This window comes from Pseudomonas sp. JAI120 (assembly GCF_014207255.1).
In the GTDB taxonomy this organism is placed as follows: Bacteria; Pseudomonadota; Gammaproteobacteria; order Pseudomonadales; family Pseudomonadaceae; genus Aquipseudomonas.
The window spans coordinates 71,472-96,457 of the sequence record NZ_JACHCZ010000004.1; the positions used below are offsets into that span (position 1 = coordinate 71,472).

The window sequence follows — 24,986 nt, forward strand, 5'->3', positions numbered from 1 at the left end:
TCGCTGTCGCCCCGTGGTCTGTGCTTTATCGGCCTGACGCGCTAACGCTTACAGCTCATCGCGGTCACGAATGCTCAGCGGTTCATCCTCTTCCGGGCCCTCGATTTCCGGGCCATTGGAACGCTCCAGTTGTTGTTCAGACAACTGCCCTTCGTTCATCCAGAAATCATCCTTATCCAGGACAAACAGCTTCCCGACCTTGACCAATCCCTTCAGAAAAACGCTGGGATACACGTTCGGACCCGCCACCAGCACCTGGCTTTCCTGAGGCGAAAAGCTCGGCAGATACTTCAATAACCCACCGCCCAGACACGACAGGTACAGCGCCGCGGGCTGACGAGTGCCGCCCCGTAATACGCGAATGAAATAGCTCACGGAGGACGGTGCCACAAAGTTGCGGATCAGGGCTTGGTCCCTGGCTTCACGGCTGTCCGTGGCCGGCATGCTGCTGAACAACAGGTGAACGCCTGCAACAGCGTAGCCTGACGGGAAGTCCGGCATGGGTGCAGGTGGCACCGCCGGTTGGACCGCACCCTGGGGCCCGCTGTAGAACAAGCGCAGAATCAGCGACTCGGCAAGCCCTGCGGCGACCGGCAACGTGGCCAGGAACGAAGCCCCCCCGCCATTGGCAAGCACCGCAGAGAGGTACTGCTGACTCTGATAGGGCGACAGTCGGCGCTTGAGGTCGCGCACGGCGTCATCGCCGTGGGAAAACACCGGCCCACAGGCCGCCGCCCACGGTGGGACAAAGATCTCGGCTACGCCAGGCTGCCAGAACTGATCGATACGATTGCGCGTGGTCCAGATTCGCCCCGGCACAAGGGTGTCCAACTGGCCGATTGCGATAAGGTCATGCACGTAACTGAGCACCGTCCTCACGCCATCGCGCAACTGCTGCCGAAGCTCGACCAGTCGCCCCCAACTGTCCAGTTGAGCATCGGTGCCCTGGTACTGATACTGAAGCAAGGCTCCGTCCTGGCACGACAGGTAAAACGCCAGTTGCTTGTCCTTCACCCCCTGCAAGGCGAAGCGGATGCCGGTGTCGATATCCGTAGGAGAAAAGAACGCCTGGCGCAGCGGATCACCGACGGGGGCCAGGGTTTCGTTGCTGGCACACAGATAGAAACCCTCCAATCCATAGTCCTGGGGGAGCAGGCCATGGGGAAAGACTTGCCCAAAGTCACGATAGCTCTGGCGTACCAAGGGCAGGCTGGCCATGTAGCGCCCGTTTTTCTTCGACTTGAAGATGTAGCCGAATTGCAGGTGTTCGCCATGCCTGCGGTGCTCATGGGCATAACGCACCGCATCCTTCTGCTGGGTGAAGATCGGACTGAACGCCGGGTCTGCCAGCGCGTTTCTGATCATCAACGGCTCGACCTGAACCGCAACGAACGCCCCGGTTATCCTGCGTGGGATCCCCCAGGCCTGGCTGCCCTCCACCACGCGCAATACACCGGCATTGCCCAGGCGGGTGACGAACTCGGCGGGGGTCAATTCGCCTGTGCGAATCTGACGTTCGATGCGGTTTTCCAAGCGGTCCCCGCGGACCCGGTTCAGCGGCACCAGGTCCTTTTTCAGTTGTTCTTCCAGGGTGGTATGGCTGCGGGTGTAGCTCAGTACACAACCATCGGAGCCCAACAGGTACTCGCGGACCAGGCTGGCATCCTGGCCCGAGAGAGCCGCAGAAATCACCCGGGTGGACAGCATGTTGCGGTAGAGGCTCTCCTGCCGGGCTTCCAGCGCAAACGGCAGGTCGCGAGGCGAGCTTGAGCGGTAGCGCGCGACAATGGTATGGCCCCCCGGGAAGCCGCCGGTACTGACCACTTCGTCAGGGAAAATCCACTTGGGGTCAAAGTCTTCCCGAGGCACTTTCAGGGGTTCGGTGGTCACGAACAAACCATCCGGACGCTTGAGAATCAAGCCGCCCATCAACCCGTTACTCTGGAGCAGCGAGCGTGCATGGCGTGCCGCATCGTCCTGATCGTGGAACGCCGGGCCCAGACGACGGCGGATGAAATTGGCATACGGTCGCCATTGTTCGGTGCCGGGGCTCACCGCGCCTCGTCGGTCCCAGCACTGGCTGCTGTACAGCACCCGCAGGTCACCGGCGCGGGCGACCAGTGAAATATACCGGCGCGTATCGAACGCGCCATTGCGCAGGCTCATGCCTTCAATCGTCACGCCCTCGTCAGCGCTTGGCGCCTTGAGCAGGGTGGAAGCTTGGGGCTGGTAACGCAACAGGGCGCCATCCAAGGTCGACAGGTAGACCGGCAGCGCACCGTTGGTGGACGCGCGAGGCAGGTACCGGGCATCTTCTTCGGCACGCAACAGCACCTCGGGCGTGACAAAAAACTGCGTCAGCCAGGCCTCCAGGGTCGGTAATCCCGAGGGTTGCCATTGCTGTGAATAGAGCAGCCCCACCAGCACGAAATTTTGCACAAAACTTCCACCCCCCAGGTAGCCACTCCCCCTGGAAGCGTCGCTCAACCAACGCCCGTTGGTACTCATGGGTAAGAGTTCGCTGACCACGTACTCATCCGCCTGCGGGTGCTTGAGGATGTACGCGGTACACCCTTGAGCATCCAGGTTCCTGCCGTACCCGCGAACATGGGCATTGATCGCGGCCGCGTCCTGACTGCTGAAGACCGCACCCAACGCCGGGGTTTGCAGCGCAGCGGCGGCGTACTCGAAGTTCGGCGTCCAGTCGTTGTAGACCCTGCCGCGCGGGCCCCACAGGGGGCTCTGCACAAGCACCTGCAGACTGCCCGCATCGGCCAGCCGGGTAACGATGTCCACGGGTTTTAGCGCGCCCGACTCCAGCCGCTCGAAATAGCCATTTTTGCCCGGCTCGCGGGTGGTATTGCTCTGTACCAGCAACTCCCTGTCCGAGCCACTGGGGGTGTAGCTGATCAGGTTATTGGGCGAACCGCTCAAATAGGCCGGCAACCGCGACTGAATCACCGAGCGGATCTCCACATCCGAGAACAACGTGGTGTTGACCTCCAGGTCGGTCAGCGTCCATTTCAATCGCTGCTGGCGTTCCCGATCACCCGCAGACAACGCCGCGTGGGAGGCATAGCGCGCATGAATCCGGTAGCCTGCGGGGGGCACCAGTGCCCCATTGCCCACGATGGGTGTCAGCAGGTCGGTGGCGAATCCATCGCCGTGAATGATCATGGGCTCGGTGAACACAAATCGCCCCGTTGTGCCCTTGAGGATATAACCGCCATAGGCGGTTCCCCGGCGAAAGCCGATCTTCTCGTGGGCATGGCGTGCGGCATCATCGGCGGTGAGGAACGCGGCACTCAGTGACACTGCAGTCGAGCCCAGTGGTAATGCCTCGCTGTCATGCACCGGCCCCAGCGTGCTCCAGAGCCCGCCTCGCTGAACCACCACCAGGTCGCCGGCACGGGCCACCCGGCGAACAAAATCCCGGGGTGACAGCGAGCCGTCGAGCAACGCCGCTTCATTGCCTTTGTCGGTGACGGTTTGGCCGTCGAGGGTAAACAGCTCGTGGGCGGACTCGGCACTCGGGACCTGCCAGTGCAGCAAGGCATTGTCAGCGGTTCGCAGGTAGAGCTTGAGCCCGAGGGAGGCGATCTGGATACCTGTGGTGGCCAGCGACTGCGTCATCACATCCACCAGCAGCGCTGGCGACGCAAAGCGCTTATACAGCCACGCGTCCTCGGGCGGCAGTTTCTGCGGTGCCTGGGCCGAGTTCGCGTAATAGAGCCCCACCAGGCGGTAGTTCGATACCAGCTTCGGCTGGCCGTTTTCACGCACAGGAAACAAGCTGCCCAAGGTGGTGCCCGGAGCCGCCGGCAACGTGGCGATATAACTCGGGGCCGTTCGGTGCTTGAGTACAAACCCCACGGCGGCACGCCCCGATAGATCGCGACTGTTCAGGGCGACCAACACAGCGGTGTGCCCCATGCTGGTCTGAGGGCTAAAAAACGGCTGGTCCTGCACCGTGGCCTCACGGCTGACCGGGCTGCCCAGCGTCCAGCCCTTTACCACGCGACCACGAATCCCTCCCCACACTTTGTTGGCGACCACCACCCGCAAGTCTCCGGCTTGCGCCAGGTTCCACACGGCACCTTCAAACGCCGTGAACGGCACCACTGGCTCGGCCCCGGTCATCTGTCGCAATAACACTTGCTCTTCGTTCGAACCACTGCAGGTGTACTTGAGCAACGAGCCATCAGGCCCGGACAGATAATGCACCGGAGTGAAATCACGGTGGGTCAGGGCAAACACCTGATCGGCATTCGAGAAGAAGCTGGTGAACAGCGCCACCTGGTCCAGGTTGAAGCTGGGATTGTGCTGCTTCACCTCGCCGGTGTCGGCGGGGTGGGAATGATAGAGACCCTGGCACTCATAAGAAGCCGGGGCGATGAAGTGCCCCTGATCATCGGTGGCCAGGATACGCTGGAAGTCGAACCGCACCTCGTCACCCGCAACCGGCACCGTGGCGAAATAGTGGTTATCGCGCTTGAGGATCGCGCCGCCGTACTCCTTGTCCCGCCGCTCGCCAATACTGGTGTGAGCCCAGTAGGCGGCGTCATCGGGCAAGGCAAAGGCGGGGCCGACCACCGGTTCGGGAATGTTCGAAAAAGGCCGCCAGTTATCCACCACCTCCCCGGCCTGGTCCCAGATCCGGCTGGTACTGAGCACCTGCAGCGTCCCGGCCATTGCCACCTTGTGGACGTAAGCCTGCGGGGTCAGCACACCCGTCAACAGCGCGCTTTCAAATCCGTGATCGTCCACCGTGGTGCCTTGGACGCGATAAAGGCCAGCCTCCTTCTGCGAATAGGAAAACCGGTACGCAAGCACCGCGTCGTCCGGGGCCCGTAGATAAAGACTCACGCCCTGCTCCGCCACTTGCTCACTGGGGATCAGACGCGCCTGCTGCGCCGCCGTCGCCAACCCCAACGCCGGGAAAAAGCTGCGATACAGCCACGGCTGTGCCTCCGGTACCCGGGATCGCGCCGGGGGCGCGTCGCAGTAAAACCCTTCGATGACAAACCCGTCAGGCAGTACATAACGACCGTCCTGGTTCCACATCAGAAAGTCCGTCATGGAGAACCGCGGTTGCTGAGTGCCCAGCGCTGGGGTCGCCAGGTATTCCGGCTGGCCACTACGCTTGAGGATCAGGCCGATGCGCCAGGTGTCCTGACTGGCAGGCAAGCCCTCCACGGCAGCCTGGATGGCATCGGTGGGCGCGGTGCATACGGCAGACAGCAAAGGCCGCATCCCCGTCGGCGTGTGTGCGAATGCCTGGTAGGGTTGCCAGTTTGCCGGCACCACGCCTCGAGAACCGCCCCACAGGGCGCTGGCGGTGACAAAACTCAGTTCTCCCAGCATCTGCATTTTTTTTATGAAACCCTCCAGCGTCCCATCGCTGCCGAAAGGGCCATCGGCAATTTCTCCCAACAGCCACTTGGCGTACTGTTTTTCCGCAAATGTGCCACTGGGTCGATAGCGAATCAGTGAGTTATCCGGCCCGGACACGTACGAAAGCGCGAAGTTTTTTTGCCAGACGATGTCGGCGGCGGCGTCCCACGTGGAGAAAAAATTCAGGTGTGCTTTCACCTGCTGAGGGGAAAAATTCGGATTGCTGCTCGCTACCACGTCATGGTCCGCCGGGTGGGAATGGTAGAGCGCAGCCCGCTGATACCCAGGGATCGACAAGAAGCTGCCATCGGCATGGGTGCTCAACACCTCGCGCACATCGAACTCAAGCTCTTTGCCATGCACCGGTTCGGTGGCGAAAAAATAGCCGCCAGGGTTTTGCAGAATCACCCCGCCGTACTCTCGTTCGCGTCGCGCCCCGATACGTCGGTGGGCCCAGAGCGCCGCGTCATCCGGCGAAATAAACGCCGGACTCAAGGTCGGCAGGGTCACCACCCTGTCGACGCCGCCCGGCCGGGATTTGGGCGGCGGTACTGCCGCAAAGGGTTTCCAGTGTCGGTCGACAACGCCGGCCGCCCCCCATAACCCATTGCCCAGCACAACCCGCAATCGGCTGACCTCTGCCAGCTTGCGTACGACATCGGCGGGCTTATAGGTACCGTCCGCCATCTGCCTGGAAATCAAGCTGCCTTGGGTCGCCGGCGCAAAAAAACGGGAGAACTCGGCCTGGTCCGGCGCCTGGGGTTCCAGCGCGACCAGGCTGTCCACAGCGCCCGAGAGATAGCCCGGCACTTGCAACTGATGAACACGGTATGCCTCGACATCCGAGAAACTCTGGGCGTGGACGCTGATATCGTCCTGAGTCCACCTCATCTTGAACGCGCTATCGAGGTCCGCGGACGACACCGCCCTGTGTGAGCCGAACCAGCCCTGCAATTGGTAACCATCGGGCAGTGCCAGTTGTTTGCTGTAGGTGTCCCAGGGAAAGAAACCCTCGAACCCAAAAGGGTTGGCACCCGTTTCCAGCAGTTCGGTCAACACGTAATGCTGGTCGGGATGCTTGAGTATCAGCGCCCCATATTCACGCTCACGCCGGGCGCCCACCTGCGCATGGGCGAACCGCGCCGCCTTGTCGGCCGACGAAAACGATTGGCCCAGCGTTGGTTTTTTGAACGGGAAGGTTGCATAGGGTACCCAGCCACTCTCGACCACACCTTCCACATCCCACAGCGGGCTGGTCTGCTCGACGCTCAACTCACCGGCTTCGGCCACCCGCGCCACAAACTGACGCGGGGTCAACGCCTGCTGAAGGTCTGCCTGCTCAGTACCGAGCAATCGGGTTTCCGCCGGCGAGCCACTGAACCGGTAGCGCAACAGCGCATTGTCCCGGGTGCGCAGGTACAACGAGATACCCAGCACAGACGGCGACGCATGCAGGTAGCGACGGGATGTGGCGATGTAGGCTGCCAGCTCCTCGGGGCTGAAGAACTGCTGGTACAGCCAGGGTTCTATCGTGGGGAACAGCGCCGGCACCGGCCGCGACAAATAGAAGAACCCATGCAGGTGAAAGCCCTCCGGCAACAACGGCCCGCCCGCGAGCAACGGCAGCTGGTTATCGGCCGGCAATTGCGCGGCGCCGTCGAGGGAAAAAGCCTGGGTAGCGACGAACTCATCACGCAGCTCATGTTTGAGCACCATTGCCATCTGGTGCACGTTGGGCGTGCGCCTCATGCGGGCCTGCGCAGCATTCAGTGCCCGCGTCACATCAGGGTAGAGCCCGCCACACGCAATCGTCTCACGCCCTGCCTTCAAGGGCAGGTAAGGCTGCCAGAGATGATCGATGATGCCACTGACGCCGCCCCAATCCGCGTTGGCGACCAACAATGACAGGCGCCCTAAAGACGCCACCTTCTTGATGAAACCTTCCAGCGAGCCGTCGTGCCCATCCTCAGGCACGGCGGTGCTGACGTTATCGATCCAATCGACAAACCTGCGCTCGGCTTCGGAGAAGCTGGGCAGGTACTTGAGCAGTACACCATTGGGGCCCGACAGGTAGGCAGCGCCAAACGCGCGCCCTTCATAGTGATTGAAGACAACGTCCCGCTCAGAAAAAAAACTGTTGAAAATACGCACCTGAAGATCGCGGAACCGTGGGTTCTTCGCCTTCAAATCGGCAAATTGCTCAGGGTGGGAGTGCACCCCGCCCACCAGTTTATAACCCGTCGGGGCGAGAAACTCGTTGCGCGCCCCACGCGCCAGCAGCAATGAAAAATCGAAGGTCACCGCCTTGCCGGGAATCGGCTCGGTGGCAAAGACCTTGTTATCCGCCAAGCGCTGGAGAATGACGCTGCCGTATTCCTTGTCACGCTTGTTGCCGATGCGCGCGTGCACATAACGCGCGGCATCGTCGGCACTGATAAATGCAGGACTGAGCTTGTACTGAATACCTCTCACCGCCGAGGCGGCCGCTCGTTTTTCTCTGGGTAAATACTCTTCCATGACACTTCCTTGATCACGCTCATTGTCGGTGCTCACCCGCACCGGGCCTGCAGAACGCCAGCCACCCAACAGCGTCCTCGCTTGGATCACAGCGAGGGCACTGCATAGTTATCCAGTTTTCTGGGGGCGCAGCACTCTTTAGGCGCACCGTCTGCACCGCCTATGCGTGCCTGCCCGCTATTGGTGCGCGCACAACCGCTGCCGGGCTTTTTCTCCAGTAAAACCGGGCATTTCGCCATCGGGCACATCCTTTGCTAGTACCTGTTCAGCGTTCACATCGGCCTATCAAAAAAAACTAAACGTTTACGGAGACCGCACCATGAAGCGTCGCAGCTTGATCAAGGCTTTCACCCTGTCCGCCTCCATTGTCGCCATGGGCATGACGTGGACCGTGCAGGCCGCCGAGACCATCAAGGTCGGCATCCTGCACTCGCTGTCCGGCACCATGGCCATCTCCGAAACGTCCCTCAAAGACATGGCGCTGATGACCATCGACGAGATCAACGCCAAGGGCGGGGTGAATGGCAAGATGCTTGAGCCGGTCGTGGTGGACCCGGCTTCGAACTGGCCGTTGTTCGCGGAAAAAGGCCGGCAGTTGCTGACCCAGGACAAGGTCGCCGTGGTGTTTGGCTGCTGGACCTCGGTGTCGCGCAAATCGGTATTGCCGGTGTTCGAAGAACTCAACGGCCTGCTGTTCTACCCGGTGCAATACGAAGGCGAAGAGATGTCGCCGAACGTGTTCTACACCGGTGCGGCGCCGAACCAGCAGGCGATCCCGGCGGTGGAATACCTGATGAGCGAAGAAGGCGGCAGCGCCAAGCGTTTCTTCCTGCTCGGCACCGACTATGTGTACCCGCGCACCACCAACAAGATTCTGCGCTCGTTCCTGCACTCCAAAGGCGTAGCGGATAAAGATATCGAAGAGGTCTACACCCCATTCGGCCACGCCGATTACCAGACCATTGTTGCCAACATCAAGAAGTTCTCCGCTGGCGGCAAGACAGCGGTGATCTCCACCGTGAACGGCGACTCCAACGTGCCGTTCTACAAAGAGCTGGCCAACCAGGGCCTGAAAGCCACCGACGTACCGGTGGTGGCCTTCTCCGTGGGCGAAGAAGAACTGCGCGGCATCGACACCAAGCCGCTGGTGGGCAACTTGGCGGCCTGGAACTACTTCCAGTCGGTGGAGAACCCGGTGAACACCAAGTTCGTCGCCGACTGGAAAGCCTATGCCAAGAAACACAACCTGCCGGGCGCGGACAAAGCCGTGACCAACGACCCGATGGAAGCCACCTACGTGGGCATCCACATGTGGGCGCAGGCAGTGGAAAAAGCCAAATCCACCGACGTCGACAAAGTGCGTGAAGCACTGGCCGGCCAGACCTTCGCAGCGCCGTCGGGCTTCACCCTGACCATGGACAAGACCAACCACCACCTGCACAAGCCGGTGATGATCGGCGAGATCCAGTCTGATGGGCAGTTCTCGGTGGTGTGGCAGACCCAGGAGCCGATCCGGGCGCAGCCGTGGAGCCCGTACATTCCGGGCAATGACAAGAAACCGGACTATGCGGTGAAGAGCAACTAAAGCCCGACCACAGGTCAACTGTGGGAGCGGGCTTGCCCCCTCCCACACTGTCCGCGCATGACTAGGACATTTGTTTATGCTCGCTGCCCTCAATCGCTATCTCCTGGCATTGCTGCTATTGCTGCCTTTGGCGGTACATGCCGGCGACGCCGAAGACTTCCTGGCCGCCAACCCGACGCAACAAGCCAAGCTGCTCCAGGACTGGGCCGCCCAGCCCGACCCGGCGCGCATCGAGTTGGTGGACGCCCTGCAACAAGGCCAGCTCACGCTCAACGGTGAAACCAAGACCGTGCGCCTGAACAACCGCCTGCGTGGCCTGATCAATAACGTACAAGCCAGCCAGCAACTGCTCGCCGCCGATCCCAAGGTGCGTCTGGCCGCTGCGCAAACCCTGCAAAAAAGCGCGCAACCTGCGCAACTCAAATTCCTCGACCAGCAGGTCGCCGCCGAGACCAACGAGGACGTGCACACCGCCCTCAGCCTGGCCCTGGCCAACCTGCAACTGGTCGACACCGACCCGGTGGTGCGCCTCGCTGCGGTGCGCCTGCTCGGCAGTACCGGCGACCCGCTGGCCCGCACCCGCCTCGAAGCGCTGCTGGCGCCCGGTGTGGAAACCGACGCCGCCGTGCACACCGCCGCCGAGACCAGCCTGGCCCAGGTCAAACGCAAACTGATGATGGGTGAAATCCTCGGCCAGGCCTTCAGCGGCATGTCCCTGGGATCGATCCTGCTGCTGGCGGCCCTGGGCCTGGCGATCACCTTCGGCCTGCTCGGTGTGATCAACATGGCCCACGGCGAGATGCTGATGCTCGGCGCCTACTCCACCTATGTGGTGCAACTGCTGATGCAGCGCTACGTGCCTGCGGCCATCGAGTTCTACCCGCTGATCGCGCTGCCGGTGGCGTTTTTCGTCACCGCCGCAATCGGCATGGCCCTGGAGCGCACGGTGATTCGTCACCTGTACGGGCGGCCATTGGAAACCCTGCTCGCCACCTGGGGCATCAGCCTGATGCTGATCCAACTGGTGCGCCTGGTGTTTGGTGCGCAGAACGTCGAGGTGGCCAACCCGCAGTGGCTGTCGGGCGGCATTCAAGTGCTGCCCAACCTGGTGCTGCCGTACAACCGCATCGTGATCATCGCTTTCGCGCTGTTTGTGGTGGTGCTGACCTGGCTGCTGCTGAACAAGACGCGCCTGGGGCTCAACGTGCGCGCCGTCACCCAGAACCGCAACATGGCCGCCTGCTGCGGCGTGCCCACCGGGCGTGTGGACATGCTCGCGTTTGGCCTGGGCTCCGGCATTGCCGGGCTGGGCGGCGTGGCGCTGAGCCAGATCGGTAACGTCGGCCCCGACCTGGGCCAGAGCTACATCATCGACTCGTTCCTGGTGGTGGTACTCGGCGGTGTCGGCCAGTTGGCCGGCAGCGTGATGGCAGCGTTCGGCCTGGGTATCGCCAACAAGATCCTGGAACCACAGATCGGTGCCGTGCTCGGCAAGATCCTGATCCTCGCGCTGATCATTCTGTTTATCCAGAAACGCCCGCAGGGACTCTTCGCACTGAAAGGACGGGTGATTGACTGATGAACCAGCCATTGATGCTCACGGCCGCACAAAAGGCCGGCCCCAAGGTGACGATTGCAGTCGGCGCGGTGGTGCTGTTGCTCCTGCTGACCCTGCCGTTGTGTTCGCTGCTGTCGCCGGAAAACCCGCTGCATGTATCGGCCTACACCCTGACACTGGTGGGCAAGATCCTTTGCTACGCCATCGTCGCCCTGGCCTTGGACCTGGTGTGGGGTTATGCGGGGATGCTGTCCCTGGGCCACGGCCTGTTCTTTGCCCTCGGCGGTTATGCCATGGGCATGTACCTGATGCGCCAGGCCTCTGGCGATGAGCTGCCGGCGTTCATGACCTTTTTGTCGTGGACCGAATTGCCCTGGTATTGGGTCGGCACCGAGCACTTCCTCTGGGCCCTGTGCCTGGTGGTATTGGCGCCGGGCGTGCTGGCGCTGGTGTTCGGCTTCTTCGCGTTCCGCTCGCGGATCAAGGGCGTGTATTTCTCGATCATGACCCAGGCGCTGACCTTTGCCGGGATGCTGTTGTTCTTTCGCAACGAGACCGGGTTCGGTGGCAACAACGGCTTCACCAACTTCCGCAGCATCCTCGGCTTTGGCATTACCGAACCAGGCACGCGTGCCGTGCTGTTCGTGGCAACAGTGGGGTTGCTGGTGGCGAGCCTGTACATCGGCTGGCGCCTGGCCCAGAGCAAGTTCGGCCGGGTGCTGACCGCTCTGCGCGATGCCGAGAACCGCCTGATGTTCTGCGGCTACGACCCGCGCGGCTTCAAGCTGTTCGTATGGGTGTTGAGCGCGGTGTTATGCGGCTTGGCAGGTGCGTTGTACGTGCCGCAAGTGGGCATCATCAACCCGAGTGAAATGTCGCCGACCAACTCCATCGAAGCCGCCGTATGGGTGGCCTTGGGCGGGCGTGGCACGCTGATCGGGCCGTTGCTCGGCGCGGGCGTGGTCAATGGTATGAAGAGCTGGTTCACCGTGGCCTTTCCGGAGTACTGGCTGTTCTTCCTCGGGGCGCTGTTCATCATCGTCACCCTGTACCTGCCCAAGGGCGTTATCGGGCTGTTGAAGAAATGAGGAACGTCATGCTCGAACCTATTTTTGATGCGGGCAGCGGCCGCGATGCGATCGGCATCGGCCAGGCCGCAGGCACCGGCCTGAACACCCGCCATGGCACCATCCTGACCCTCGAAGACATCAGCGTCAGCTTTGACGGTTTCAAGGCGCTCAACAACTTGAACCTGTACATCGGCGTCGGCGAATTGCGCTGCATCATCGGCCCCAACGGCGCGGGCAAGACCACGCTGATGGACGTGATCACCGGCAAGACCCGGCCCAGCCACGGCAAGGCCTGGTTTGGCGAAACCCTCGACTTGACCAGCATGAGCGAAGTGCAGATCGCCCAGGCCGGCATCGGCCGCAAGTTCCAGAAACCCACGGTGTTCGAAGCCCTGAGCGTGTTCGAAAACCTGGAGCTCGCGCAGAAGACCGACAAGTCGGTGTGGGCCAGCCTGCGTGCACGCCTGAGCGGTGAGCAAAAGGATCGTATCGATGAAGTGCTCGACACCATCCGCCTCACCGCTTCGGTGCATCGGCCCGCCGGGCTGCTCTCACACGGGCAAAAGCAGTTCCTGGAAATCGGCATGCTGCTGATGCAAGACCCGCAACTGTTGCTGCTGGACGAACCGGTGGCGGGCATGACCGACGCCGAAACCGAATTCACCGCCGAACTGTTCAAGCGCCTGGCGGGCAAGCATTCGTTGATGGTGGTGGAACACGACATGGGTTTTGTCGGCTCGATTGCCGACCACGTGACCGTGTTGCACCAGGGCAGCGTGCTGGCCGAAGGGTCGCTGGAACAGGTGCAGGAAAATGAGCGGGTGATCGAGGTGTACCTCGGTCGCTAAGGAGAACTGAACATGCTGCAAGTCGACAAGCTGCACCAGTACTACGGCGGTAGCCACATCCTGCGTGGGCTGTCCTTCGACGTGAAGATCGGCGAAGTCACCTGCCTGCTCGGCCGTAACGGCGTGGGCAAAACCACCCTGCTCAAATGCCTGATGGGCCTGCTGCCGGCCAAAGAGGGCGCGGTGAATTGGGAGGGCAAGGCCATCACCGGCTTCAAGCCACACCAGCGGGTGCACGCAGGGATCGCCTATGTGCCCCAGGGCCGGGAGATTTTCGGGCGGCTGACGGTGGAAGAAAACCTGCTGATGGGGCTGTCGCGTTTTCCCGGCTCGGAAGCCAAGGAAGTGCCGGCGTTTATCTATGAACTGTTCCCGGTTTTGCTGCAAATGAAGCACCGGCGCGGCGGCGATTTGTCCGGCGGCCAGCAGCAACAGTTGGCCATCGGCCGCGCCCTGGCCAGCCGTCCGCGCCTGTTGATCCTCGATGAGCCCACCGAAGGCATCCAGCCGTCGGTAATCAAGGAGATCGGCGCAGTGATCAAAAAACTCGCGGCGCGCGGCGACATGGCGATCCTGTTGGTGGAGCAGTTCTACGACTTTGCTGCCGAGTTGGCCGACCACTACCTGGTGATGTCGCGCGGTGAAATCGTGCAGCAGGGCCGCGGTGAAAATATGGAAAGCGAGGGTGTGCGCGGCTTGGTTACCATCTAACCTGTAGCGTCCTGACGATAAGCACAAGAAACCATGAACCTGCCCGTTTCCCCTGCCCTGTTCACGCCCAGCTGGCACGCCGAGCTGGAACTCGGCTATGCGCGCTTCGGCGACACCACGCGCCCGGTGATGCGCCGCCATCTCGGCCCGCTGCGGGTGCAAAAGCACCTGTACGCCGAAGGTCCCGAGGTGTGCCAGCACATCATCGTGCACCCACCTGGCGGGATTGCCGGCGGTGATCGCCTGGACATCCGCGCCCATGTCGCCGAGGGCGCCTGGGCCCAGTTGACCAGCCCCGGCGCAGCCAAGTGGTATCGCGCCAGCGGCCCGGCGTTTCAGCAGTTGGACCTGACCGTGGAAACCGGCGCGACCCTGGAATGGCTGCCCCAGGAAACCATCGTGTTCAGCGCCGCCCAGGCCGAACTCAGCACCCGCATCGACCTGCACGGCGATGCCCGGTTGTTCTACTGGGACGTGATCGCCCTGGGACGCCCGGCCAGTGGCGAGCGTTTCGACCTGGGGCACTTTCAATCGCACCTGGATATCCGCCGCGACGGCCAGTTGCTCTGGCACGAGCGCCAGCGCATTGTGGGCGCCGACGGTCTGCTCGACTCGCCCATCGGCCTGGACGGCCAACCGGTGTTCGCCACACTGCTGGTGACCGGCGATATAGAACCTGAATTACTCGAACACTGCCGCGCCCTGCCCCACGCCGTGCGCGGCGACCTGACCCAACTGCCCGGCTTGCTGGTCGCCCGCTGCCTGGCCAGCGAAGCGCTGCTGGCGCGGGGATGGTTGATTGATTTATGGAAATTGTTACGCCCCGCCATGTTTGGGCGAGAGGCGGTCTCACCAAGAATCTGGAGCACATGAAGATCAACATGTGGGAGCGGGCTTGCTCCCGATAGCGGTGGGTCAGTGAAAGATGTATTGCCTGACACTGCCCTATCGGGGGCAAGCCCCCTCCCACACTTAATCTCCATTGTATTTACGAATGTATTTCACGACGGACTGAACCATGGACCTGACCCCACGGGAAAAAGACAAACTGCTGATCTTCACCGCCGGTTTAGTAGCCGAACGGCGCCTGGCGCGCGGTGTGAAGCTCAACTACCCGGAAACCATCGCCTATATCTCCGCCGCCTTGATGGAAGGCGCCCGCGATGGCCGCACCGTGGCCGACCTGATGCACTACGGCACCACCCTGCTCAGCCGTGAACAGGTGATGGAAGGCATCCCGGAAATGATCCCGGATATCCAGGTGGAAGCCACCTTCCCCGACGGCACCAAACTGGTGACTGTCCACCAACCCATCGCATGAGGCACGGCCATGATTCGTGATGCAACCGAGCAGGACCTGCCGGCGATCCGCGACATCTACAACGACGCGGTACTCAACACCACGGCGATCTGGAACGAACAACTGGTGGATCTCGGCAACCGCCAGGCCTGGCTCAGTGCACGCCAGGCCCAGGGCTATCCGATTCTGGTGGCGACCGAAAATGAGCAAGTGATCGGCTATGCCTCGTTTGGCGATTGGCGCGCGTTCGAAGGCTACCGCTACAGCGTCGAGCACTCGGTGTATGTACGCAACGACCAGCGCGGCAAAGGCCTTGGCCCACTGCTGATGCAGGCCCTGATCGAACGCGCCAGAACCTGTGGCAAGCATGTGATGGTGGCGGCTATCGAAAGCGGCAACCTGGCGTCGATCCGCCTGCATGAACGCCTGGGGTTCGTCACCACCGGGCAAATGCCCCAAGTGGGCATCAAGTTCGGCCGCTGGCTGGACCTGACCTTTATGCAACTGACATTGAATCCGGGCGCGCAACCGCCCAAGGAGTGAGTTCGATGAATGCCGCGCAACTGCGTCGAGTCAATGCTGAAAGTTTTGCCCACTACCGCCGGGGCCTGATCGAGCTGTTGCTGGATGCGGTCAAGCAGGGTGCGTCGGTTGGTTTTATGGCCGACTTCGATGAGGCCCAGGCCCGCGTCTATCTGGAAAGCGTGCAGGCGAGCATTGAAGACGCCGGCCTGTTGCTGTGGGTGGTGGTGCGCGATGAGCAGGTGATCGCCAGCGTGCAGTTGGCACTGTGTCAGAAAGCCAACGGCCTGAACCGCGCCGAAGTGCAAAAGCTGCTGGTGCACAGCAGCGCGCGGCGCCACGGCCTGGGCCAACAATTGATGAACACCCTGGAACTCGCCGCGCGCCAGCACAAGCGCGGCCTGCTGTACCTGGACACCGAAGCCGGCTCGCCTGCCGAAGCCTTCTACCAGTCGCTGCGCTACACCAAGCTCGGTGAACTGCCCGACTACTGCCAAAGCCCGGACGGGCGCTACAGCCCGACCGCCATCTACTTCAAGACCCTGGGGCAACCTGCATGATTCCTGGCGAATATCAGATCCAGCCTGGCGAGATCGAACTCAACGTCGGCCGGCGCACCGTCACCCTCAGCGTGGCCAACAGCGGCGACCGGCCGATCCAGGTGGGTTCGCACTACCATTTTTTCGAGACCAATGACGCGCTGACGTTTGACCGTCCATTGAGCCGCGGCATGCGCCTGAATATTCCGGCGGGCACGGCGGTGCGGTTTGAGCCGGGGCAGAGCCGTGAGGTCGAGCTGGTTGATTTGAGCGGCGGGCGGCGGGTATTCGGGTTTGCCGGACGGATCATGGGCGACCTTTAGGGCCTCATCGGGAGCAAGTCGAATCGTCGCACCGCCCCTCCCACATTTTGACCGTGTTCACACATCAAAGGTGGGAGGGGGCTTGCTCCCGATAGCGGTGTCACATTCAACACATTCTTCTCAGGGCACACACCTATGAAAATCAGCCGCCAAGCCTACGCCGACATGTACGGCCCCACCGTCGGTGACAAGGTCCGCCTGGCCGATACCGAGCTGTTCGTCGAAGTCGAGCAGGACTTCACCGTCTATGGCGAAGAAGTGAAATTCGGCGGCGGCAAAGTCATCCGCGACGGCCAGGGCCAGAGCCAATTGCTCGCCCATGAAGTCGTCGACACCCTGATCACCAACGCGCTGATCATCGACCACTGGGGCATCGTCAAAGCCGACGTCGGCTTGAAGAACGGCCGCATTCATGCGATCGGCAAGGCCGGCAACCCGGACATCCAGCCCGGCGTAACCATGGCCATCGGCGCCAGCACCGAAGTGATCGCCGGCGAAGGCATGATTCTCACCGCCGGCGGTATCGACTCCCACGTGCATTTCATCTGCCCGCAGCAGATCGAAGAGGCGCTGACCAGCGGCGTCACCACCATGATCGGCGGCGGCACCGGGCCGGCCACCGGCACCAACGCCACCACCTGCACCTCCGGGCCCTGGCACCTGGCGCGCATGCTGCAGGCCAGCGACTCGTTCCCGATGAACATCGGCTTTACCGGCAAAGGCAACGCGAGCTTGCCCGAGCCGTTGATCGAGCAGGTCAAGGCCGGCGCAATCGGCTTGAAGCTGCACGAAGACTGGGGCACCACGCCCGCCAGCATCGACAACTGCCTGAGCGTCGCCGACCAGTACGACGTGCAGGTGGCGATCCACAGCGACACCCTCAACGAATCCGGCTTTGTCGAAACCACCCTCGCCGCGCTCAAGGGCCGCACCATCCACACCTACCACACCGAAGGTGCCGGTGGCGGCCACGCGCCGGACATCATCAAGGCCTGCGGCTTTCCCAACGTGCTGCCCAGCTCCACCAACCCGACGCGGCCGTTCACGCGCAACACCATCGACGAACACCTGGACATGTTGATGGTCTGCCATCACCTGGACCCAAGCATTGCCGAAGACGTGGCCTTCGCCGAAAGCCGCATCCGCCGCGAGACCATCGCCGCCGAAGACATCCTGCACGACCTCGGCGCGTTCTCGATGATCAGCTCCGACAGCCAGGCCATGGGCCGCGTTGGTGAAGTGATCACCCGCACCTGGCAGACCGCCGACAAGATGAAGAAACAGCGTGGCGCCCTGCCCGGTGACGGCCCCGGCAACGACAACTTCCGCGCCAAGCGCTACATCGCCAAGTACACCATCAACCCGGCGATCACCCATGGCATCAGCCATATCGTCGGGTCCATCGAAGTGGGCAAGTGGGCTGACCTGGTGCTGTGGCGCCCGGCGTTCTTCGGCATCAAGCCGACCCTGATCCTCAAGGGCGGCGCGATTGCGTCCAGCCTGATGGGCGATGCCAATGCGTCGATCCCCACCCCGCAGCCGGTGCACTATCGCCCGATGTTCGCCAGTTTCGGCAGCTCACTGCATGCCACCAGCCTGACCTTTATCAGCCAGGCAGCCCTGGACGCAGGCTTGCCGCAAGCGCTGGGCCTGAAGAAACAGATTGAGGTGGTGAAAGGGTGTCGCGACGTGCAGAAAACCGACCTGATCCACAACGATTACCTGCCGGATATCGAGGTGGACCCACAGACCTATCAGGTCAAGGCCGACGGGGTGCTGCTGTGGTGTGAGCCGGCGGATGTGTTGCCGATGGCGCAGCGGTATTTCCTGTTCTGACTTGGAACCTGTGGTGAGGGAGCTTGTGCCCTCACCACAAATCCCCTTAGAACTGCTCGCGCGGATTAAACGCGGCTTTTTTTGCCAGCTCCTGCCACAAGGCTTTCACGTCGTCATCGCCTGCCGGTGGCATCACCGCCTTGAGCTGCACGTACAGGAAGCCACGCTGCCCGGCCTTGTTCAGCAAGCCATGGCCCTTGGCACGCATGCGCTGGCCGTTCTGGCTGCCGGCTGGCACCTTGAGGTTGATCTTGCCGGTCAGGGTCGGCACGGCCACTTCCGCGCCCAGCGCCAATTCCCACGGCGCCAGCGGCAGGTTGATGATCAGGTTTTCGCCATCCACTTCGAACTTGGGATGCGGCGCAAACTTGACGATCAGGTACAGGTCACCATTGGCCCCACCGCCAATGCCCGGTGCGCCCTGCCCTTTGAGGCGGATACGCTCACCGTCGGCCACGCCGGCGGGGATCTTCACGTTCAGGCTCTTGGTGGTATTGCTGACATGCCGGCCCGAGGCGTCGTATTGCGGCACCTGGAAGCTGATCTGCTTGGACTCGGTGGACAGCGTCTCTTCGAGGAACACCGACAGCTGCATCTCCACGTCCTGGCCCTTGCGCCCGGTCGGACGACGCTGGCCGCCACCAAAGGCATCGCCACGACCGCCAAAGATCGAGCTGAAGAAGTCAGAGAAGTCTTCGGTGCCCTGGCCACCGCCAAAACCGCCACGGCTCTGCCAGCCTGGCGGGCCCTGGAACGGTTGGCCATGCTGGCCGTATTTGCGCAGCTCGTCGTATTCGGCGCGCTTATCGGCGCTTTTAAGCGCTTCATAGGCTTCAGACGCGTCCTTGAACTTGGCTTCGGCGTCTTTTTCCTTGCTCACGTCCGGGTGATATTTGCGCGCGAGCTTGCGATAGGCGGCCTTGATTTCCTTGTCATCGGCCGTCGGCTCGACACCCAGAATCTTGTAGTAGTCTTTGAAATCCATCGGCGGTTCACCATCCTTAATCGAGATCGCACAGCCCGGGGCACAACGTGCGTTGCTTTGCACCTGTAGAGTGTCGTGGCCTGGGGGTGCGTCAAAGTGTTATCGGCGCTTGCCGTATGCACCAGATGTGGGGGCAAATGCTGAACTTTCAAGCACGATTTAACGGATGGTCGGCCTACGCATCCGCCCTCGACTGGCATACACTGCGCGGCCGTTTTTCAACCGGAACCCGATAGACATGAAAAACCCATCCCCAGCCCGTGCCTGCGGTATCGACTTCGGCACGTCCAACTCCACCGTCGGCTGGATCCGCCCCGGCATGGAAACGCTTATCGCGCTGGAGGACGACAAGATCACCCTGCCGTCGGTGGTGTTCTTCAACTTCGAGGAGCGCCGCCCGGTCTACGGTCGCCTGGCCCTGCACGAATACCTGGAAAACTACGAAGGCCGGCTGATGCGCTCGCTCAAGAGCCTGCTGGGTTCCAAGTTGATCAAGCACGACACCAGCGTATTGGGCACGGCGATGCCGTTCACCGACCTGCTGGCGCTGTTTATCGGCCAACTCAAGAGCCGCGCCGAAGCCACCGCCGGCCGCGAGTTCGAAGAAGTGGTACTGGGCCGCCCGGTGTTCTTCGTCGATGACGACCCGATGGCCGACCAGGAAGCCGAAAACACCTTGGTCGACGTGGCGCGCAAGATCGGTTTCAAGGACATCTCGTTCCAATACGAACCGATTGCCGCCGCGTTCGACTACGAGTCCACCATCGAGAAAGAAGAGCTGGTACTGATCGTCGACATCGGCGGTGGTACGTCCGACTTCTCGCTGGTGCGTCTGTCCCCGGACCGCCGCCACAACGACAACCGCCAGGACGACATCCTCGCCACCGGCGGCGTGCACATCGGCGGGACCGACTTCGACAAGCAACTGTCCCTGGCCGGCATGATGCCGCTGTTCGGCTACGGCAGCCGCATGAAAAGCGGCGCCTACATGCCCACCAGCCACCACATGAACCTGGCGACCTGGCACACCATCAACTCGGTGTACTCGCAGAAATCCCAGCTGGCCCTGGGCAGCATGCGCTACGACATCGAAGACACCGGCGGCATCGACCGCCTGTTCAAGCTGATCGAACAGCGCGCCGGGCACTGGCTGGCCATGGAAGTGGAAGAGACCAAGATCAAACTCACCCATGACGACAGCCGCCACGTCCTGCTGGACCGGGTTGAGCCGGGGTTGAGCGTGGACCTGAGCCGCGCACTGTTCGAGTCGGCCATCGACGGCTTGCTGGAGCGCGTGCGCAACCGCGTGACGCAGTTGCTCACCAATGCCTCGGTGTCGGTGGCCCAGGTGGACACGGTGTTCTTTACCGGTGGTTCAAGCGGTATTCCAGCACTGCGCCACAGCATCTCGGCCATGCTGCCGAATGCCCGGCATGTGGAAGGGAATATCTTCGGCAGTATCGGCAGCGGTTTGGCGATTGAAGCCAGCAAGCGCTACGGCTGCTGAGTGTCACCTGAAATACCGTGGTGACTTCATCGGGGGCAAGCCCCCTCCCACACTGACAGTGTTCACAAGTCGACCTATGTAAACACAGTAAATGTGGGAGGGGGCTTGCCCCCGATGGGGCCCGCCCAGGCAACACACGCCTTAAACCATCCCGCCGAGCTTCAGCTCACTCTTCAGATACGCATAGTAAATCGGCCCCGCCACCACCCCCGGCAAACCAAACGCGGCTTCAAACACCAGCATCGCCAGAAGCAATTCCCACGACTTGGCACTGATCTGCCCGCCGACGATGCGCGCGTTGAGGAAGTACTCGACCTTGTGGATCACGATCAAATACCCCAGCGCCGCCACCGCCACCCAGATCGACAGCGACAGCGCGACGATGGTGATCAGGGTGTTGGACATCAGGTTGCCAATCACCGGCAGCAGGCCGAGCAGGAAGGTCAGCACGATCAGGGTTTTGGTCAGCGGCAGGTGAATGCCGCACAACGGCAATACCACGGCGAGGAACACGGCGGTAAAGACGGTGTTGAGCGCGGCGATCTTGATCTGTGCAAAAACGATGTTGCGAAACGCCTGGACCAGCAGGTGCAGGCGGTCGAACAGCGCGGCGGCCAAAGGCTTGCGCTTGGTCAGGTCGGGCACGCGCTGCAGGGCGATGATCGCGCCAAGCACCATGCCGATCAGTAGGGTGACGAACATGTGGGCGGCGTCTTTGCCGACCAGTTGCAGTTCGCTCAGGTGCTTGCTCAGCCAGTCGCCGATGGCCACGCGGAATTCGGCGGCGCTGGCGGGCAGGTAGGCATCGAGGAACGGCGGCAGCTGGCCGCGTGCCCGGTCGACCACACCCATGAACTTGTCGAGGGAGGCCCCGGGGTTTTCCGCTTCGTGGAGCAGGAAGCTGATGGCTCCGGCGAAGATCAGGGTCAGCACGCTGACGATCAGGGTGCCGAGCAAGGCCACCGCCAACCAGCGCGCGCGGCGCCCTTCGATCAACCGTTGCAGTTGGGGGGTGAGCATGTTGACCAGTTCATAGACCAACAGGCCGGCCAACAGGCTGGGCAGCAATTTCAGCGGCAATACCAGCAGCAACCCGCCGAAAATGATGATGTAGCTGGCCAGCAACAACACATGACGCTGAGAAAACGTTGGCATACAGCCTCAAAACGAACGGCATTAAAGGATGTGTGGGAGCGAGCTTGCTCGCGAAGGTCGCCAACGATAACGCGTTTATTCTGAATAAACGCGGGGTAATTGTGTTCTTCGCGAGCAAGCTCGCTCCTACAGGTGGGCTGTGTGCGAGTGTCGCAGCCTTCTAGGGCCCGGGGCTATCAATTCTTCAGGCAGGTGCTCATGAACGTCTTGCGCGCATCGCCGGTCAGCGCCTTGGTTTTCGCCGACGCATTGCAATCCTTCATCTTCTGCTGCTGCGGCGTGAGCGTCTTCGCATCATTGGCCGCCGGGGCCGACAGGCAGGTTTTCATGAATGCCTTGCGCTCGTCGCCCTTGAGCGTCTTGGTGGTGGCTTCGGCATTGCAGGTGGTCATCTTGTTTTGCTGCGCGGTGGCGGCAAAGCCTTGGGAACAGAGCAGCAGGCCTAACATCATCAACGGAACACGCAACATCTTCATGAAGTTTTCTCCCTGTTACCGCGCCGAGGAGCGCAGCCTTCCGAGAGTGTAGCCAAATCCTGTTACACATTCCCGCGAAGAGAGGATAATCCCCGCTCATTCCTCTGTACGGCGATGTCATGCAATACGCGTATCCCTTGCTGGCCATTTTTATCTGGGCCGGCAACACCGTGGTCAACAAACTGGCCGTGGGTTCGATTTTCCCCGCTGAAATCGGCTTTTACCGCTGGTTGCTGGCAGCACTGCTGTTTACACCGTTCATGCTCAAACCGGTCATCGCCAACTGGCCGCTGATCCGCCCGAACCTGGGCAAGATCTGCATCCTCGGCGTGCTGGGCATGGCGGTGTACCAGAGCCTGGCGTACTACGCCGCTTCGCTGACCAGCGCCACCAACATGGGCATCATCCTGTCGTTGATGCCGTTGATGGCCCTGACGGCGGCCATCATCAGCCTGGGCCAGCGCCTGACGTTTGGTGCGCTGACGGGTGCGGTGCTGTCGTTCGCCGGGGTTGTGGTGGTGGTGTCGGCCGGCAGCCTCGGCGCGTTGCTGCAGCACGGCGTGAACCTGGGCGACGCAATGATGCTGGTCGCGACCCTGGCGTATGCGGTCTACAGCACCCTGCTGAAAAAATGGCAACTGCGCTTGCCGCCGCTGGTGCTTCTGTATTTACAGGTGCTGGTGGCAGTGGTGGTGCTGTTTCCGCTGTTTCTGTTTTCGGCAAAAGCCGGCCTGGGCTGGGCGAATATTCCACTGGTGCTTTATGCGTGCTTGCTGGCTTCGATGCTCGCGCCGCTGGCGTGGATGCATTCGGTGAAGACCCTGGGACCAAGCCGCACAACGCTGTTTTTCAACCTGCTGCCGTTGATCACCGCGTTGATTGCCGCCGTGGTGTTGAAGGAAGAGTTGGCGCTGTATCACCTGGTGGGGGGCTTGCTGACCTTGGGCGGGGTGATTTTGTCCGAGCGCTGGACCACACCGGTGCGCCGCCAGGCTTAAACCCCGGCGGCCTTCAGGCGCTGGGCATGCTCGACGAACAACCGGATCGGCTCGGCGCCCTTGCCTACCAGGCCCATGGACTGGTTGACGATATCGAAGTGGTCCAGGGCGTAGTCATCGCCGATCACCCGCCCCAGGTGCGAGCTGCAGCGCCCGACCATGCCGTCGCACTGGCCCTTCTCGCGCACGAAGCTGCGTGCGAACACTCGGCAACTGCGATTCGTCCCGTCCAGCAGGTTGCGCCCGCGATCGGTCTTGCCCGGTTGCAAGGTGCCGGACCATGAGTAGTAGCGCACGCCATTGACCACCTCCGCCCCGTGCCCGCCCCAGGTGTGCGGCAGCCCTTGGGGATACTCGCGGTTGAACAGCGCCACGCCTGCACTGGTCAGGGAGTGGTGGGACGCCTGCAAGTCCGCCTTGAAGCGCGGGCCGCGATAGCCGGTTTCCAGCAGGCTCATCACCGCTGCAACCAGATGAAACAGCGCGCTCATGAGCCGCCCCTTCACGCTGTCGGCCGGATAATGCGCGTGGATATGGTCCGCCAGTTCCGAGCCGTGATTGGGCCCGGCCACCGACGTCACCGATGCTACCCACTCCGGGTGCATGGCCGCCGCATAACGGGCGGTCAGCGCGCCCTGGCTATGGCCGATCAGGTTGACCTTGTCGGCGCCGGTCTCAAGGCGAATCCGCTCGATCTGCGCCAGCAGCTGCTCCCCACGCACCTCGCTGGAGTCCAGCGGCGCCACCTGGATGGGAAACACCTGCGCCCCACCCGCCCGCAGTGCCGGGACAATGCCGTACCAGTAAGGGAAGAACCCCAGGCGCACGAACCCCAGCATGCCAGGCACCAGCACCAAGGGGTAACGCGTGGCTAACAACTGCGACATGTAGCGAACGCCCTGGATCAAGAAAGGATGATGGCAGGCTAGCGCAACTCCAGCGACGCGCTGATGACACGCCGGGCAAATCCAATAAAACTTTTTGCTGCGCCCGTGACTCACAACTGGGAGCGATCACGCCGACAGAGCGTGGCGTAAAACCGGATTAGCCCCAGGAGATTGAGATGACTGAAGCAAACTTGACTGACGTTGCGACCCTGCGCAGCCGCGCCCGCCAAAACGTCGAAAACGGTGCCGTGACCGAGGGCTATGACGCCGACCGCGAAGAGATTATCCGCCTGCTCAACGGCTCCCTGGCCACTGAACTGGTGTGTGTGCTGCGCTACAAGCGCCACTACTTCATGGCCAGCGGCGTTAAAGCTGCCGTCGCCGCGCAGGAGTTCCTCGAACACGCCACCCAGGAAGCCGAGCACGCCGACAAACTCGCCGAACGCATCGTGCAGTTAGGCGGCGAGCCGGAGTTCAACCCGGACCTGCTGTCGAAAAACTCCCACGCCCAATACGTGGCCGGTAACAGCTTGAAGGAAATGGTCTACGAAGACCTGGTGGCCGAGCGGATCGCGGTGGACAGCTACCGTGAAATCATCCAGTACATCGGTGATAAGGATCCAACCACGCGTCGTCTGTTTGAAGAGATCCTGGCTCAGGAAGAAGAGCATGCGGACGATATGGCGGATATTCTCGAAAGCCTGTAAGCCGCGCAATTCAAAAAAATGTAGGAGGGGGCTTGCTCCCGATGACGGAGTGTCAGCCACCGGATGCA

General features: G+C 61.9%; 19 protein-coding genes. 14 read left to right on the forward strand and 5 right to left on the reverse strand.

The features are described 5' to 3' along the window. Positions 1 to 48 precede the first annotated feature (48 nt). Entirely contained in the window at positions 49 to 7,911 is a 7,863-nt protein-coding gene (locus tag HDC32_RS21390; protein WP_184745378.1) for a DUF4329 domain-containing protein, read from the reverse strand. 319 nt (positions 7,912 to 8,230) lie between these two features. Here HDC32_RS21390 and urtA point away from each other — a divergent pair, with 319 nt between their 5' ends. From urtA to ureC, 11 genes are all read left to right on the forward strand, one after another. After that, entirely contained in the window at positions 8,231 to 9,496 is a 1,266-nt protein-coding gene (urtA, locus tag HDC32_RS21395) for an urea ABC transporter substrate-binding protein (protein WP_131696729.1), read from the forward strand. A 76-nt stretch (positions 9,497 to 9,572) separates the two neighbouring features. Continuing rightward, entirely contained in the window at positions 9,573 to 11,075 is a 1,503-nt protein-coding gene (gene urtB, locus HDC32_RS21400) for an urea ABC transporter permease subunit UrtB (RefSeq protein WP_184745380.1), read from the forward strand. Beyond that, a complete protein-coding gene (urtC, locus tag HDC32_RS21405; RefSeq protein WP_184745382.1) occupies positions 11,075 to 12,142 on the forward strand; it encodes an urea ABC transporter permease subunit UrtC in 1,068 nt (355 codons plus the stop codon). Before urtB ends, urtC begins: the two co-directional genes overlap by 1 nt. Further along, positions 12,139 to 12,972 (forward strand): urea ABC transporter ATP-binding protein UrtD, encoded by an 834-nt coding sequence (gene urtD / locus HDC32_RS21410; protein ID WP_178116730.1) that lies wholly within the window; start codon positions 12,139 to 12,141, stop codon positions 12,970 to 12,972. The genes urtC and urtD overlap by 4 nt, the downstream gene beginning before the upstream one ends. A 12-nt stretch (positions 12,973 to 12,984) precedes the next feature. Beyond that, positions 12,985 to 13,683 (forward strand): urea ABC transporter ATP-binding subunit UrtE, encoded by a 699-nt coding sequence (gene urtE, locus HDC32_RS21415; RefSeq protein ID WP_122538470.1) that lies wholly within the window; start codon positions 12,985 to 12,987, stop codon positions 13,681 to 13,683. A 33-nt stretch (positions 13,684 to 13,716) separates the two neighbouring features. Continuing rightward, complete coding sequence (locus HDC32_RS21420) at positions 13,717 to 14,556, forward strand: urease accessory protein UreD (protein ID WP_131696733.1); 840 nt, start codon at positions 13,717 to 13,719, stop codon at positions 14,554 to 14,556. A 145-nt stretch (positions 14,557 to 14,701) separates the two neighbouring features. Then, positions 14,702 to 15,004, forward strand: a complete 303-nt coding sequence (gene ureA / locus HDC32_RS21425; protein WP_003171437.1) for an urease subunit gamma — start codon at positions 14,702 to 14,704, stop codon at positions 15,002 to 15,004. A gap of 9 nt (positions 15,005 to 15,013) precedes the next feature. Then, entirely contained in the window at positions 15,014 to 15,526 is a 513-nt protein-coding gene (locus HDC32_RS21430) for a GNAT family N-acetyltransferase (RefSeq protein ID WP_090400824.1), read from the forward strand. A gap of 5 nt (positions 15,527 to 15,531) precedes the next feature. Next, positions 15,532 to 16,065 (forward strand): GNAT family N-acetyltransferase, encoded by a 534-nt coding sequence (locus tag HDC32_RS21435; protein WP_145336043.1) that lies wholly within the window; start codon positions 15,532 to 15,534, stop codon positions 16,063 to 16,065. Further along, positions 16,062 to 16,367 (forward strand): urease subunit beta, encoded by a 306-nt coding sequence (locus HDC32_RS21440; RefSeq protein ID WP_027607724.1) that lies wholly within the window; start codon positions 16,062 to 16,064, stop codon positions 16,365 to 16,367. Before HDC32_RS21435 ends, HDC32_RS21440 begins: the two co-directional genes overlap by 4 nt. A gap of 135 nt (positions 16,368 to 16,502) precedes the next feature. Next, complete coding sequence (gene ureC / locus HDC32_RS21445) at positions 16,503 to 18,203, forward strand: urease subunit alpha (RefSeq protein ID WP_145336041.1); 1,701 nt, start codon at positions 16,503 to 16,505, stop codon at positions 18,201 to 18,203. 46 nt (positions 18,204 to 18,249) lie between these two features. Here ureC and HDC32_RS21450 read toward each other — a convergent pair whose 3' ends face one another. Then, the gene (locus tag HDC32_RS21450) at positions 18,250 to 19,188 is read right to left on the reverse strand and encodes a DnaJ C-terminal domain-containing protein (RefSeq protein WP_131696736.1); all 939 of its coding nucleotides are present in this window, start codon (positions 19,186 to 19,188) and stop codon (positions 18,250 to 18,252) included. Positions 19,189 to 19,426: 238 nt separating this feature from the next. On the opposite strand from HDC32_RS21450, the gene HDC32_RS21455 reads away from it, so the two are divergent. Beyond that, positions 19,427 to 20,695: an Hsp70 family protein gene (locus HDC32_RS21455; protein WP_184745384.1), complete on the forward strand. Its 1,269-nt coding sequence runs from the start codon at positions 19,427 to 19,429 to the stop codon at positions 20,693 to 20,695. 141 nt (positions 20,696 to 20,836) lie between these two features. Here the strand turns inward: HDC32_RS21455 and HDC32_RS21460 are convergent, their stop codons facing one another. Together HDC32_RS21460 and HDC32_RS21465 are read right to left on the reverse strand one after the other, a co-directional pair. Next, positions 20,837 to 21,850, reverse strand: a complete 1,014-nt coding sequence (locus tag HDC32_RS21460) for an AI-2E family transporter (RefSeq protein ID WP_131696738.1) — start codon at positions 21,848 to 21,850, stop codon at positions 20,837 to 20,839. Between the two features lie 176 nt (positions 21,851 to 22,026). Further along, positions 22,027 to 22,326, reverse strand: a complete 300-nt coding sequence (locus tag HDC32_RS21465; RefSeq protein WP_131696739.1) for a PsiF family protein — start codon at positions 22,324 to 22,326, stop codon at positions 22,027 to 22,029. A 119-nt stretch (positions 22,327 to 22,445) separates the two neighbouring features. Here HDC32_RS21465 and HDC32_RS21470 point away from each other — a divergent pair, with 119 nt between their 5' ends. Continuing rightward, the gene (locus tag HDC32_RS21470) at positions 22,446 to 23,324 is read left to right on the forward strand and encodes a DMT family transporter (protein WP_131696740.1); all 879 of its coding nucleotides are present in this window, start codon (positions 22,446 to 22,448) and stop codon (positions 23,322 to 23,324) included. On the opposite strand, the gene HDC32_RS21475 is transcribed toward HDC32_RS21470, so the two are convergent. Further along, on the reverse strand, positions 23,321 to 24,211 hold the full coding sequence (locus HDC32_RS21475; RefSeq protein ID WP_184745386.1) for a triacylglycerol lipase: 891 nt from the start codon (positions 24,209 to 24,211) through the stop codon (positions 23,321 to 23,323). The genes HDC32_RS21470 and HDC32_RS21475 overlap by 4 nt on opposite strands. 176 nt (positions 24,212 to 24,387) lie before the next feature. Between HDC32_RS21475 and HDC32_RS21480 the strand changes: the two genes are divergently transcribed. Then, positions 24,388 to 24,918 carry a bacterioferritin gene (locus HDC32_RS21480; protein WP_027607715.1) on the forward strand — a complete coding sequence of 177 codons (531 nt, stop codon included), beginning with the start codon at positions 24,388 to 24,390 and terminating at the stop codon, positions 24,916 to 24,918. Positions 24,919 to 24,986 lie beyond the last annotated feature (68 nt).

Bases quoted from the DNA above. Each gene is read 5' to 3' on its own strand.
- HDC32_RS21390 (WP_184745378.1), bottom strand. From the start codon at position 7,911: ATGGAAGAGTATTTACCCAGAGAAAAACGAGCGGCCGCCTCGGCGGTG.
- urtA (WP_131696729.1), top strand. From the start codon at position 8,231: ATGAAGCGTCGCAGCTTGATCAAGGCTTTCACCCTGTCCGCCTCCATT.
- urtB (WP_184745380.1), top strand. From the start codon at position 9,573: ATGCTCGCTGCCCTCAATCGCTATCTCCTGGCATTGCTGCTATTGCTG.
- urtC (WP_184745382.1), top strand. From the start codon at position 11,075: ATGAACCAGCCATTGATGCTCACGGCCGCACAAAAGGCCGGCCCCAAG.
- urtD (WP_178116730.1), top strand. From the start codon at position 12,139: ATGAGGAACGTCATGCTCGAACCTATTTTTGATGCGGGCAGCGGCCGC.
- urtE (WP_122538470.1), top strand. From the start codon at position 12,985: ATGCTGCAAGTCGACAAGCTGCACCAGTACTACGGCGGTAGCCACATC.
- HDC32_RS21420 (WP_131696733.1), top strand. From the start codon at position 13,717: ATGAACCTGCCCGTTTCCCCTGCCCTGTTCACGCCCAGCTGGCACGCC.
- ureA (WP_003171437.1), top strand. From the start codon at position 14,702: ATGGACCTGACCCCACGGGAAAAAGACAAACTGCTGATCTTCACCGCC.
- HDC32_RS21430 (WP_090400824.1), top strand. From the start codon at position 15,014: ATGATTCGTGATGCAACCGAGCAGGACCTGCCGGCGATCCGCGACATC.
- HDC32_RS21435 (WP_145336043.1), top strand. From the start codon at position 15,532: ATGAATGCCGCGCAACTGCGTCGAGTCAATGCTGAAAGTTTTGCCCAC.
- HDC32_RS21440 (WP_027607724.1), top strand. From the start codon at position 16,062: ATGATTCCTGGCGAATATCAGATCCAGCCTGGCGAGATCGAACTCAAC.
- ureC (WP_145336041.1), top strand. From the start codon at position 16,503: ATGAAAATCAGCCGCCAAGCCTACGCCGACATGTACGGCCCCACCGTC.
- HDC32_RS21450 (WP_131696736.1), bottom strand. From the start codon at position 19,188: ATGGATTTCAAAGACTACTACAAGATTCTGGGTGTCGAGCCGACGGCC.
- HDC32_RS21455 (WP_184745384.1), top strand. From the start codon at position 19,427: ATGAAAAACCCATCCCCAGCCCGTGCCTGCGGTATCGACTTCGGCACG.
- HDC32_RS21460 (WP_131696738.1), bottom strand. From the start codon at position 21,850: ATGCCAACGTTTTCTCAGCGTCATGTGTTGTTGCTGGCCAGCTACATC.
- HDC32_RS21465 (WP_131696739.1), bottom strand. From the start codon at position 22,326: ATGAAGATGTTGCGTGTTCCGTTGATGATGTTAGGCCTGCTGCTCTGT.
- HDC32_RS21470 (WP_131696740.1), top strand. From the start codon at position 22,446: ATGCAATACGCGTATCCCTTGCTGGCCATTTTTATCTGGGCCGGCAAC.
- HDC32_RS21475 (WP_184745386.1), bottom strand. From the start codon at position 24,211: ATGTCGCAGTTGTTAGCCACGCGTTACCCCTTGGTGCTGGTGCCTGGC.
- HDC32_RS21480 (WP_027607715.1), top strand. From the start codon at position 24,388: ATGACTGAAGCAAACTTGACTGACGTTGCGACCCTGCGCAGCCGCGCC.